Origin of the sequence: Streptomyces blattellae (genome assembly GCF_009709555.1) — a bacterium.
GTDB lineage: Bacteria > Actinomycetota > Actinomycetes > Streptomycetales > Streptomycetaceae > Streptomyces > Streptomyces blattellae.
This window is the reverse complement of sequence record NZ_WJBG01000097.1, coordinates 20,694-32,750: the sequence shown is the minus strand read 5'-3', so window position 1 is coordinate 32,750 and position 12,057 is coordinate 20,694. Positions and strand designations below refer to the sequence as shown.

Annotated in this window: 9 protein-coding genes and 2 pseudogenes; 4 read left to right on the top strand and 7 right to left on the bottom strand. The window is 70.9% G+C overall.

Annotation, left to right across the window (positions count from 1 at the left end):
- Positions 1-24: 24 nt before the first annotated feature.
- The 3 genes from GFH49_RS01925 to GFH49_RS01915 all read right to left on the bottom strand — a co-directional run bounded on the left by GFH49_RS01925 (position 25) and on the right by GFH49_RS01915 (position 2,605).
- Positions 25-1,251, bottom strand: coding sequence for an IS110 family RNA-guided transposase (locus GFH49_RS01925; RefSeq protein WP_155053965.1), 1,227 nt, complete (start codon positions 1,249-1,251; stop codon positions 25-27).
- Between the two features lie 238 nt (positions 1,252-1,489).
- Entirely contained in the window at positions 1,490-1,735 is a 246-nt protein-coding gene (locus GFH49_RS01920) for a DUF397 domain-containing protein (RefSeq protein ID WP_155053964.1), read from the bottom strand.
- Between the two features lie 3 nt (positions 1,736-1,738).
- On the bottom strand, positions 1,739-2,605 hold the full coding sequence (locus GFH49_RS01915; RefSeq protein WP_230396117.1) for a Sco1979 family transcriptional regulator: 867 nt from the start codon (positions 2,603-2,605) through the stop codon (positions 1,739-1,741).
- Between the two features lie 243 nt (positions 2,606-2,848).
- Here GFH49_RS01915 and GFH49_RS01910 point away from each other — a divergent pair, with 243 nt between their 5' ends.
- Positions 2,849-4,261, top strand: coding sequence for an NsdA family TPR-like regulatory protein (locus GFH49_RS01910; protein WP_155053963.1), 1,413 nt, complete (start codon positions 2,849-2,851; stop codon positions 4,259-4,261).
- A 14-nt stretch (positions 4,262-4,275) separates the two neighbouring features.
- Here the strand turns inward: GFH49_RS01910 and GFH49_RS01905 are convergent, their stop codons facing one another.
- A complete protein-coding gene (locus GFH49_RS01905; RefSeq protein ID WP_230396116.1) occupies positions 4,276-5,046 on the bottom strand; it encodes an SDR family NAD(P)-dependent oxidoreductase in 771 nt (256 codons plus the stop codon).
- A gap of 306 nt (positions 5,047-5,352) precedes the next feature.
- Here GFH49_RS01905 and GFH49_RS01900 point away from each other — a divergent pair, with 306 nt between their 5' ends.
- Complete coding sequence (locus GFH49_RS01900; protein WP_230396115.1) at positions 5,353-5,766, top strand: ATP-binding protein; 414 nt, start codon at positions 5,353-5,355, stop codon at positions 5,764-5,766.
- Positions 5,763-6,425, top strand: coding sequence for a DUF6624 domain-containing protein (locus GFH49_RS01895; RefSeq protein ID WP_328288263.1), 663 nt, complete (start codon positions 5,763-5,765; stop codon positions 6,423-6,425). The genes GFH49_RS01900 and GFH49_RS01895 overlap by 4 nt, the downstream gene beginning before the upstream one ends.
- Positions 6,426-6,603: 178 nt before the next feature.
- On the opposite strand, the pseudogene GFH49_RS01890 reads toward GFH49_RS01895, so the two are convergent.
- The 3 genes and pseudogenes from GFH49_RS01890 to GFH49_RS01880 form a co-directional block, all read right to left on the bottom strand.
- A pseudogene (locus GFH49_RS01890) lies at positions 6,604-6,867 on the bottom strand (MFS transporter); the annotation flags it as partial.
- A gap of 221 nt (positions 6,868-7,088) precedes the next feature.
- Positions 7,089-8,597: pseudogene (locus GFH49_RS01885) on the bottom strand (GH92 family glycosyl hydrolase); the annotation flags it as partial.
- Positions 8,598-8,838: 241 nt separating this feature from the next.
- Positions 8,839-9,690 (bottom strand): PfkB family carbohydrate kinase, encoded by an 852-nt coding sequence (locus tag GFH49_RS01880; protein WP_230396114.1) that lies wholly within the window; start codon positions 9,688-9,690, stop codon positions 8,839-8,841.
- Positions 9,691-10,129: 439 nt separating this feature from the next.
- Here GFH49_RS01880 and GFH49_RS01875 point away from each other — a divergent pair, with 439 nt between their 5' ends.
- Positions 10,130-11,845, top strand: coding sequence for an IlvD/Edd family dehydratase (locus GFH49_RS01875; protein WP_230396113.1), 1,716 nt, complete (start codon positions 10,130-10,132; stop codon positions 11,843-11,845).
- The last annotated feature ends 212 nt before the right edge of the window (positions 11,846-12,057 follow it).

The window sequence follows — 12,057 nt, the reverse complement described above, 5'->3', positions numbered from 1 at the left end:
TCAGACACCCCATGTCGTTTGGTGTCAAGCGGTATGGGGTTGTGCGTGGTGCGACCAGGCGGTTGCTTCGTCGTAGAGGGTGCGGGTCTTGAGGCATCCGTGGAGGATGCCGACGAGCCTGTTGCCGACCTGGCGGAGGGCAGAGTTGTAGCCGGCCTCGCGGGCTCGCTGCTTGTCGTAGTACCGGCGGGCGCCGGGTGAGGCCCGCAGGGCGGAGAACGCCTGGCGCTGAAGCGCGTCGGCGAGCCGGTTGTTGCGCACGTAGCGGGCCTGGACGGTGTGGCTCTTGCCGGAGGCCCGGGTAACGGGGCTGGTTCCGGCGTAGTTCTTGCGGGCCTTGGCGGAGCTGTAACGGGTGGGATCGTCCCCGAACTCGGCGAGCACCCGGGCGCCGGTGATCTCTCCGATGCCGGGCATGGAGAGGTAGATCTCAGCGTCCGGGTGCGCGAGAAAATGCGCCTTCACCTGCTCTTCCATCGCGGCTATCTGTTCGTTGAGGGCGATCAGGAGACGAGCATGGGCGGTCGTGGTGGCCCCGTAGGCGGCGGCCACCGGCTCGGGCAGTTCCAGGTGCTTCTCGCGCAAGGCGGCCTGGATGGCCCCGGCCTTCTGGTCCCGGTTGTGGCGTCGGGCGCGGGCCAAGATGGCGGTGATCTGGATGCGGGTGAGCCTGGCCGCCGCCTGGGGGGTGGGCGCCTTGATGAGCAGTTCCAGCGCGTCGGTGCTGGTCAGCTCCAGGCTCGCGTAGGCGTTCAGGGCTGCGGGGAAGTACTCGCGCAGCGTGTTGCGCAGTCGTTGGAAGGTGCGGGTGCGTTCCCAGATCAGGGTCTGGTGGGCGCGGGCGACGACCTTGACGGCCTGGGCCTGGTCGCTGTCGCCGGCGATGGGCCGCAGCTGGTCGCGGTCGATGCGGACCATGTCGGCCAGCGCGTGGGCGTCGCCTCTGTCGCTCTTGGCGCCGGAGGTGCTGTACCGCTCCTTGAACCGGGCGACCTGCCGAGGGTTGATCGCGTAGACCCGGTAGCCGGCCGCAAGCAGGGCCTGCACCCAGGTGCCGCGGTCCGTCTCGATCCCGACGATCACGTCGCAGGGGACGAGGTCCTCACCCGCATGCTTCGCCACAAGCTCGTGGAGCTTGGTGATACCGTCCGCGCCCTCGGGCAACCTTGCGGTCGCGAGGCGGCGGCCGGTGGTGTCCTGGACTTCGACATCGTGGTGGTCCTCGGCCCAGTCGTCGCCGATCAGCAGCAACTCATCCTCCAGGTCAGGTACTTCCCGGTCATGCAGCCCGCGGAAGACACGGCACGCGGCCTAATGGATCCAGTGCTCACGCTCAGCTCGGCGGGCACGCCACCCCATCAGCGGTCATGGCCTTCCGGCCAACCAGCAGGGGCACGGTCTGACCACAGAACTCACAGTGGTTCCGGCGACATAAGTGCTCACCTGCTGGCGGCTACGGCACCGAGTCTCTCCGACCCGGCAGCTCCCATTAGGCGACCAGGAAGTCGGCCTGGCCGGCCTTGGCGCCCTCCAGGAACACGATCATCTCGTCGCGGGAGTAGACCAGCGCGGGACCCTCGGGGTCCGTGGACTGGCGGAAGGCGACGCTGCCGTCGGGCAGGCGCTTTGCTTCGACGCAACTGCCGCCGTTGGTACCGCTCCAGGGCTTGTGCCAGCCCTCGGTGCCCAGATCGGTGGCCGGCATGCCGCTGTAGATGGGGCCCTTGGATCCCATGGATCACAACTCCTTACGCAGTTCACCCAGGATGGCCCGGGTTCGATCAACCGGTTCCGCCTGCACGGACATCCGGTCCAGTACTTCGAGATAGGCGCCGACGTCCTCCGGCCGGTCCACGTAGGCCGCGCCGGCCAAGCTCTCCATGTAGACGATGTCGGGCAGTTCCGAGAAGCCGAATCGGAAGTGGTGGAACGGTCCGAAGGCACCGGGGTGGGCGCCCGCCGCGAAGCGCATGATCTGGATCCGCACCTTCGGCAGGTCCAGGGCCTCCTGCAGCCGGTCGATCTGAGCCCGCATCACCTCGGTCCCGCCCACCGACCGGCGCAGCACGGTCTCGTCCAGGACGGCCCAGAGGGCCGGCGCGTCCGGCTTGGCGAGGAGGTCCTGGCGTTTGAGCCGCAGATCGACGCGGCGGGCTGTCTCCTCCTTCGGATCGTCGGGGAAGCCGACGCGCATCAGCGCGCTGGCGTAGTCGTGTGTCTGCAACAGGCCGGGGACGTAGTGGGGTTCGTAGAGACGGATGACCGAGGCTTCGCTCTCCAGGCTCACGTATGCCTTGAACCATTCCGGGAGCACATCGCGGTACTGGTACCACCACCCGGGCTGGTTCGCCTTGCGGGCGAGTTCGAGGAAGTCCTCGATCTCCGTTGCCGTGACGCCGTACGTGCGCAGCAGCTCCTTCACGTACGGAATGCGCAGCCCGACCTCGGCCTTCTCGATCCGCCGGACCGTGAGCGCGGTGACCTCGATGGCGCGCGCGGCGTCCTCGAAGGACACTCCGGCCTGCTCCCTCAGCTGCTTCAGCCGCTTGCCGAGGACCATCCGCAGAACGGTGGGCGCGCTGCCGCTGGAGCGGTTCTCGCTCACGTCCTACCTCCCTCGGCGGCCATCACAGCGTGCAGTGTGCCACGCGGTCCACGACACAGACAGAGCGATGCGGATCGATTCGAAATTATCAGAACGCCAGTTGCGTATCGAGTATCTACGCGACCATAGTTCTCGTGGGACCTCCCGCGCGAAGTGGCGCGACGAAGGTCAACGCTGCCTGGCCGGCGATGACTTGACGGCCAGGCAGGTGCGACGCAGTACATGAACTGATGCGAGACCTGGATGGCCACCGTGACCGACGGACACGCAAGGAGCCCTGGCAAGGGCCCCGCCGGAGGCAATGCGGCACTGGCGACCGCGCTGAAGGAGGCCGGCTGTTCCTACGCCTCCCTCGCCCTTCGGGTCAATGAACTCGGCCACTGCCAGGGCGCCGACTCCAGCTACGACAAGGCGTCGGTGACCCGCTGGCTGCAGGGACAGCAACCCCGCGGCAGAACCCCGGAGCTGATCGCCGCCGTGCTGTCCGAACGGCTCGGCCGCGCCGTGTCACCCACGGACCTCGGCTTCCATCCCGACCGGCAACGCCCGGTCGTGGCCAGGACGCTGACGTACGGCGAAGACATGGCGGACACCCTGCACGCGCTCGCCGAACTGGGGTCGACCGACATCTCCCGGCACAGCCTGCTCGGCTCGGTCCCCTTCGTCGCCGGCGCCCTGACCGACCCTCAGCGGGAGTGGCTGCTGTGGCTGCTGGAGAACCAGGACGCGGGGCAGTTGACGCCGGTGGCCGGTGGCGGCCCGGTCGAACAGGTGCACGCGATGATCGCCATGTTCGACGAGATGGACAACCACTACGGCGGCGGCGGGGTGCGCACCAGCATCGTGCACTACCTGTCCACCGAAGTGGTCCCGATGCTGCAGCGGCGCGGTACGTGCCCCCAGGTGCAGCGCCCCCTTTACACCGCCGCGGCGCGGCTCGCCGCGATGGCCGGCTGGAGCTCGTACGACGCGGGGGAGTACGGGCTGGCGCAGCGCTACATGATCCAGGCGCTGCGCCTGTGCGCCGAGGGCCGCGACCGGGTCCTGGGCGGGCAGATCCTGGCCGGACTGTCCCACCTGGCCACCAGCCTCGGCCGGCCCGACGAGGGGGTGTGCCTGGCCCGGGCGGGCATCGTCACCGCCAAGGAAGCGGGCAGCCCGCTGGGCCTGATGCGCCTGTACGCCATGTCGGCCCGCGGACACGCGGCCCAGGGGCATGCGCGCGAAGCGGCCGACGCGCTGCGCCGGGCCGAGCGGCAACTGGACGCCAGCCGGGGTGCCGAACAGGAATCGCCCTGGGTGCGCTTCCTCGACCACCACTATCTGCAGGCCGAATCGGCGCTCTGCTTCCGCGACCTGGGACTCGCCGCCCAGGCCGAGCGCACGGCGAGCGAGTCGGTGAGCGCCCATGCCGACCGGCGCAGGCGCCAGGCGATCAGCCGCTCCGTACTGGCCACGGCCCATCTGCAGCAGGACCGGCTGGACGAGGCCGTCGGTACCGCCACCGAGGCGCTCGACACCCTGGCCACCGTGCACAGCGAACGCTCCATCCAGGCTCTCCGCGACTTCCGCAGGCGGCTGGATTCCCGCCGTCACGAACCGCTCGTACGGGAGTTCGCGCGCCGGTCGCGTGCGGTGCTGGGGGCGGCGGCGTGAACGGACGAGCTGCCTCAGTACCCGTCCGGGGACGGGGCGTTCTGTGCCCGGTCGACCGGCACATGGGCCCCCGAGACGCCGCTCGACCAGTCCGACAGCAGGAACGCCACCACCCGCGCCACCTCCTGCGGCGCAACCGGTTCGCCGCCCGGCAGCTCCGCCGCCGCGAAGCAGGCGAACCGCTCGGGATCCTCCCGGCGCATGCGGTCCCAGCGTCGGCCGGGGATGAGCATCGATCCCGGGGAGACGGCGTTCACCCGGATCCCGTCCGGGCCGAGTTCACGCGCGAGCGACGCGGCCAGGTGGATCTGGGCGGACTTCGCGACGCCGTACTGGACGGGTGGACCCGGCTTCCAGCCGGAGATCGAGGAGATCAGTACGACCGAGCCGCCGCCCGTGTCCCGCAGATGCGGGATCGCGGCACGCACCAGCCGCACCGCATGGCCGACGTTCAGCTCCCAGGTCGCGGCCCAGTCCGCGGTGTCCGTCCGCTCGAAGCCGCCGCCGCGAGAGCCGCCCGCACACGCCACCACCCCGTCCAGGCCGCCGAGGCGTTTCGCCGATGCCGTGACGAACCGCTCCAGTTGCTCCGGCTCGGTGACGTCGAGCGCCCGGGTGAACAAGGGCCTGCCGTCCGCGCCCCGCAGCACGCCGGCCAGCGCCTCCAGGTCGCGCGCGGTACGCGCGCACGTCGCCACGTGCGCCCCTTCGGCCACCAGCAGCCGTACGATCTGCTCGCCCAGCCCCCGGGTGCCGCCCGTGATCAGCACACGCTTGCCGCGCACGCCGGGCCCTCCATGGGGCTCCTCGCGTGCCCCCGCCCGGGTGCCGTGCGCGTTCCTCACACCCCCGAACATACCTCCCGCACCACTACGCACCCGCAACCGGACAACCCGCACACCCCCTGGTCCGGCCGCCGTTCCGGTTGTTGGCTGCATATGCAGCCAACGCTTCTGCCACCGCGCTGCACCCCACAAGGAGGCTCCATGACGGCACCCAGGGCCCAGCGCCACAAGCCGTCGCCTTCCCCGGCACGTGCCCCCCACGCAGACCGTGCCCCGCTCGGTCAGCCACAGCCCACCGTGATCCCGGTGAACAGACGATCCCGCCTGCGCTCCACGGTCCCCGCCCAGCCCTCGCGTGCCGCAGACGTGCGGCGCATGGTCACCGACCAGCTCCGGCGGCTGCGGCTGTCGCCGGATCACCTGGACAACGCGGTCCTCGCCACGGACGAGTTGTTCGCGAACGCGGTCCAGCACGCGCGTACCGGCCCCGGCGACATGGTCACCCTCACCATCGAGAGCACCGAGCACGAGCTGCGGGTGACCCTCGCCGACCGCTCACCGCTCCTGCCCCGGCTGCGCACGGCGGATCGAGCCGAGGAGTCGGGTCGTGGACTGGCCATCGTGGCCGCGGTGTCCGACGACTGGGGTGTCGCACCCCCGGAGCCCGGCAGCCCGGGCAAGCGGGTGTGGTTCACCCTGGAGCTGGGGGTGGCGCCGTGAAGAGCGCGCTGGGGCAGCCGACGCAGGCCGGGGAAGGGACATGCACCACGGACGAGAGCCGTCGCACCGGCACGTCGGTACGTTCCGACGACGGTGCCGCAAGCACCGAGGCGGGCCGGACACCGCAGGAGAGCGCGGCACATCCGTCGCCGACGGCCGCCCTCGCCGCGGAATTACAGCACCGCGCCGACCATGAACGGGACCTCATGCGGCGGGCGCAGGCCGACCCCACCCCGCGGCGGCGGCAGGACATCATCGCGTGCCGCCGCGCCAACGCCGATGCGCTCAAGGCCGTCGTCCACCGCCATGGCTGGCCGACCGACGACCAGGTGGGCGCCTCCGCCTCGACCGCGGCCCTGATGATCCTGCTGCACGCCCCGGACCTCGACTTCCAGCTCTCCTGCCGGGACCTGATCGCCCAGGCCGCCCTGGACGGCCGCTGCCCCGCCGTCCACCTCGCCTACATCGCCGACCACTGCGCCGTCGAGCAGCGACTGCCGCAGTTCTACGGCACTCGCGTCAACCCCGTCACCCTGCGCCCGTACCCGGTACGCCGGCCCGAGAGCCTCGACGAACGCCGCCGCGATGTCGGCCTGGGTCCACTGGCGGAGCAGATGGAGGCGCTGACCATCGAGGTCGGGGATCGCGTTGTCCCATGAACTACCGGGACACCCTGATCGGAGGGCGAGGTGACTCCACGGCGGAGAGGGGCCGGGCAATGGACTCAAGCGACCGGCGCTCCGCGGGGATGGCCAGGACCGCGGCCACGATCCCGGCCGCGGTCATGACGGACGCGCCCAGCCGGAACGCCAGGACCGTGTCCGCGACGACGCCGGATTCCGTGAGCTTGGCGAACAGCAGCGGGCCGGTGATGCCGCCGGCGGCGGTGCCGGTGACCTGGGCGGATGTGATGGACAGTCCGCTGCCCTCCTCGGAGAGCCGACCGGCGACATTGCCTACGACGGTGACCTCAAGTCCGTCGAGGATCCAGACCGTGCCGAGACCGACCACGATCATCCAGTGCCAGCGTGACCACGGCAGCCGATCCAGACGCGCGGGCACATCGGTGGTGACGGTGCCTGTTTCGCCGGCCATGCTCATCGCCGCGTCTCCGGTGGCCTCGGGCCGCCCGCAGTTGGTCGGGTTCGGCTTGCTCACGGACGCCTCGGATCGGACACGGGCCCGCACTGAGGCGACTCGGGGCCGGGTTCCCGCGCCGGTGCCCAGGAAACTCCGGTGGGGGGCCGGCCCTGTCCTCCGGGCGCCGCACGGGACGGCCACAACTCACGATGTGGGCCCGGCGGGCCGGGCCCACACGTGTGTCACTTCGGCAGACCGGCCGGGTCGGTTGCCCACCGGGTGTTGGGCTGCTCGGCGAGCCGGAAGGTGAGGGAGCCGCCCGATCGCGTCAGACCGGCGCCCGTCCAGGACTTCCGATACGCCCGCCCGTCCAGGCGTACGGCGTCCACGAACAGGTGTGTGTCGTCGGCGTCGGGGGCGCTGATGGTGATGTCCTTCCGGCCGGGCCGGTCCAGCACCGCGGTGGGGAAGACCGGGGCTCCCAGCAGCAGGGAGGCACTGCCCGGCGTCTGCGGATACAGGCCCAGGGCGGCGAAGACGTACCAGGCGGACATGGTGCCCAGGTCGTCGTTGCCGGGCAGGCCCGCGGGCCCGGTGCCGTAGACGGTGTCGAGGATCTGGCGCACCGTAGCCTGCGTCTTCCACGGCTGGCCGAGGGCGTTGCAGAGCCAAGGGGCGTGGATGCCGGGCTCGTTGGTCGGGTCGTAGCGCAGCGGGTCGCCGCCGCGGACCGACCAGGAGCCGTCCGCCTTGTGGAAGAAGCCGTCCAGCCGCCCGGCGGCCACCTCCCGGCCGCCCATCGCCTCCGCCAGTCCGGCCACGTCCTGCGGCACCATCCAGGTGTAGGTGGCGCTGGTGCCCTGGGCGAAGCCGAGGTCGCCGGCCGGGTTGAAGGGCGTGACCCAGGAGCCGTCGAGCCGCCGGGCCTGGATGTAGCCGGCATCGGCGGTGGCCTGCGGGTTGAAGACATTGCGCCAGTAGGCGGCGCGTTCGCTGAAGACCTTGGCCTCCGTCTCCCGGCCCAGCAGCTTCGCCCACTCGGCGAGCGCGGAGTCGGCGACGGCGTCCTCCAGGGTCTCGGCGGCACCGCCCCAGCAGTGGCACACGTCCTGGGCGGCATAGTGGGAGCTCAAGTACTGGGCCAGGTTGGGGCGTTGACCCACGCACTGACCGGGGCAGCCGGCGTCCGAGAGCCCGTCGGCGTGGGGCACCGTGGCCAGGCGGACGAGCGAGTCGAACGCGCCCTCGTAGTCGAAGTTGCGCACGCCCATGGCGTAGAACGTGGCCGGCGTCGCCGCGGACGGGTCGCCGGTCATGACATGGGTGGCGCCGCTGATGTGCACCCAGCGGTCCCACACACCGCCGTTCTGCCGGGCGAAGTTGTACAGCGACTGCGCGAAGTCACCCGCCACGGTGGGCTTCAGCAGGGCGAGCAACTGGACCTGGGCCCGATACTGGTCCCAGCCGGAGAAGTTGCTGTACTGCGCCCGCTGTCCGCGCACCAGCCGGTGCACGGCCTGGTCCATTCCCCGGTAGCGGCCGTCGGTGTCGCTGATCAGGTTCGGCTGCATGAGGGAGTGGTACAGCGCGGTGTAGAAGGTCTGGCGGCGGGCGACGCTGCCGCCCGCGACCCGGACCGAGTTCAGTTCACGGTCCCAGGCCAGGGCGCCGGCCGCGGCCACACCGGCCACGCTCGCGTCCGGCTCGATCTCGTCCCGCAGGTTGGCCTCGGCGCCGGCGAGGCTGACGTAGGGAGGAAAGTGACGTGCGCGACCTGGGGGTGAAGGCGGGGTGAACGGTGCGGCGCGCGGGTTGCCCGCGGATGCCGAGTACTCCGTCGCCGTCCGTCGGGCGCTCGCCGCGAACTCCCTCGCCGTCGCGGGTGTCATCGCCCACCCAGAACGGGCACGCAGAACGGGCACGCAGGCATGCAGAACAGGCATGCGGAACAGACACGACCCGCTCATCGCGGCGTCGGCTGCCCGCGTCGGGTCACCCGTCCAGCATCCAGGCCCGGGTACCGAACGAGGCACATGCCCGTGAGGCCACCGCCGCCGCTCCTCGCAACGCCTCGACGAAGCGTTGTGAAGTCAACCGGCCCTGAACCGCGAGGCGATACGCGAGGGTTCCGTGCAGGACATCACCGGCTCCCAGGGTGTCCGCCACCCGGACCGGCGGCACGTCCACCGTGCCGCTGTCGTCCGGGCCCGCCCACACGATGGGCTGTCCGCCCCGGCTGACGGCGGACCAGACAACCCCGTGGTCCCGCAGAAAGCGCAGCGTGTCCGCCGGTGTGTGGGTGCCGGGCGGGTGGAAGTCGTCCGAGCAGACGGCCACGTCGATCGACGGCAGCAAGTTCTCTGTGCCGGTCTTCCAACTGCCGCCGTCGAGAAGGGTCCGGCAGCCGGCGGCACGCGCGGCGTGGGCGGCAGCCACGGCCAACTCCATGTGATGGCCGTCGACTTCGACGATGTCGCAGCCCGCCACCATCGCGTCGAGGCCGTCGGGCGGAACGAGCCGGTGCCCGGTCGCGTTGGTCGAGGCGACAGCGCGTTGCCCACTGGATGCGGTCACCAGAATGGACGACACGGTGGGCGGTTCGACCGCATCGGCCGTCAGGTCGGACACGGTCACGCCCAGCCCGTCCAGGTCCGCTGCGACCGCACGTCCCAAGGGATGAGAGCCGATCGCGGTGAGCAGCCTCGCCGCACCGCCCGAGTGAGTGAAGGCCGCGGCCGCGTTCGCCGCCGGACCGCCTGCGGCCACCACCTGCTCACGGGCCGTCAGTTTCTCGTCGGCATCGGGCACATGGTCCACGAGCTGGATGACGTCCAGCGTCGACAAGCCGACGAACAGACCTACCGGGCGGCGTCCCCTCGTTGGCGGCTCCACCCGGCAGCACCTCCCCTGCTTGGGCGCTCAGTCTACGATCGGCACCCGGACGGGAACGGGCAGCCCGGTGACGTGGCGCGGTGGTTCAGGGGACGCGGGCCACTCCCGCGTAAATGCCGCTGCCTAACGCGATCGGGCGCTCGAAGTCCGGTATGTGCCATGCGTGTTGGGCGACCGTACTCGGACCTGTCATCTGCCCTGCGGGAGAGGCGACTCGGGCAGCGCGGCATCGTATGAGGGTGCGATCTCCGCGGGGATTCGGAGAGCCGCCGGGGTCTGTCGGTCCGTAGCGCGGCTGCGTAGGCTGCACCGGGTGCCGGGTGCCGGGTGCCGGGTGCCGGGTGCCGGGTGCCGGGTTGTGGACGTCGTACCGCCTGTCGGAAGGGACTGCATGGTGAGGCTCCGCAGCGCGCAGTGGTACGCGGGTCAGGACCGCAACGCCTACATCCACCGCGCCTGGATGAGACGCGGCGTTCCCGGTGACGCCTTCACCGGCCGACCGCAGATCGCCATCGCCAACACCGCCTCGGACCTGACCCCTTGCAACGCGCACCTGGACGAGGTCGCGGCCTCGGTGCGAGGCGGCGTGTACGAGGCGGGCGGCATACCGCTGGATCTGCCCGTGGTGTCGCTGGGCGAGACGAACGTCCGTCCCACCGCCATGCTCTGGCGCAACATGGCAGCGATGGCCACGGAGGAGATGCTGCGGGCCAACCCGATCGACGGTGTCGTCCTGCTGGGCGGCTGCGACAAGACGATCCCGTCGCTGCTCATGGCCGCCTCCTCGGTCGATCTGCCCGCTGTCGTCGTGCCCGGTGGCCCGATGCTGACCGGGACCTTTCGCGGGACACCGCTGGGCTGCGGCACGGACCTGTGGCGGTTGTCGGAGGAGGTGCGTGCGGGCACGCTCTCCGAGGAGCAGTTCACCCGTTCCGAGTCGGCGATGATCCGCAGCCGCGGGCACTGCAACACGATGGGCACGGCTTCGACGATGGCAGTGGTCGCCGAGGCCCTGGGCACGGTGATGCCGGGAACGGCCGGAACACCCGCCCCCGACAGCCGTCTGCTGGAGGCCGCGCACCACACCGGCCGGCTCGTCGTGGACATGGTCGCGGCCGACCGGCGGCCGGGCACCCTTCTGACCAAGGCGTCCTTCCACAACGCGATCGTGGCGCTGGCCGCGGTCGGCGGCTCGACCAACGCGGTCGTCCACCTCCTCGCGATCGCTGGCCGACTGGGCATCGACCTGTCGCTCGACGACTTCGACCGCATCGGCTCCCGGGTACCGGTCCTGGTGGACCTCCAGCCGGCCGGCCGCTTCCTCATGGAGGACTTCCACCGCGCCGGGGGACTGCTCGCCGTGCTGCGTGAGGTCCGTGACCTGCTCGACCCCGACGCGCTGACCGTCACCGGCAAACCACTGGTCGACTCCCTCGACGACGCTCCGATCTGGGACAGCGAGGTCATCCGCACCCGCTCCGAACCGCTCGTCGCCGAAGGCGGCATCGCCGTCCTGCGCGGCAACCTCGCCCCCGACGGGGCGCTCATCAAACCTGCCGCGGCCTCCCCGCACCTGCTGCGTCACCGTGGCCGGGCGGTCGTCTTCGACTCCATCGAGGACTTCCACGCCCGCGTCGACGACCCCGGACTGGACGTCGACGCCGACTCCGTCCTCGTCCTGCGCGGCTGCGGTCCCAAGGGCTACCCCGGCATGCCCGAGGTGTCGAACATGCCCTTGCCGAAGAAGCTGCTGGAACAGGGCGTCCGCGACATGGTCCGCGTGTGCGACGGCCGGATGAGCGGTACGGCGTACGGCACGGTCGTGCTGCACGTCGCCCCGGAAGCCGCGGCCGGCGGCCCTCTCGCACTGGTTCGGACCGGTGACTTCATCACCCTCGACGTCGAGGCCCGTCGCATCGACGTCGACGTACCGAACGACGAACTCGCACGCCGAGAGCCCAACCACGCCACGGTCGACGGCTTCGCAAGCCCCCGGCGCGGCTGGGAGCGGCTCTACGTCGACCACGTGCTGCAGGCCGACAGCGGTGCCGACCTCGACTTCCTGGTCGGCTCAAGCGGGTCGGACGTCACGCGTGAGTCGCACTGATCGCTGGTGTCGCCGACATCGCCGACATCGCCGACGCCCCGATGCTGCTGCCGCCTGGGCGTTGGATTCCGGTCCGGCCGTTGGGTGGAGAGCCGAAGTCCTGTCCTCGTATCGATCGGTGAGGCTCGGGCAACTCCGTTAGCCGGAAGATCCCTGCGCGGAGATCGTCTGCTGCGACGAGCCCAAGCAGAAGATCTGGCTCGCCCACGTTG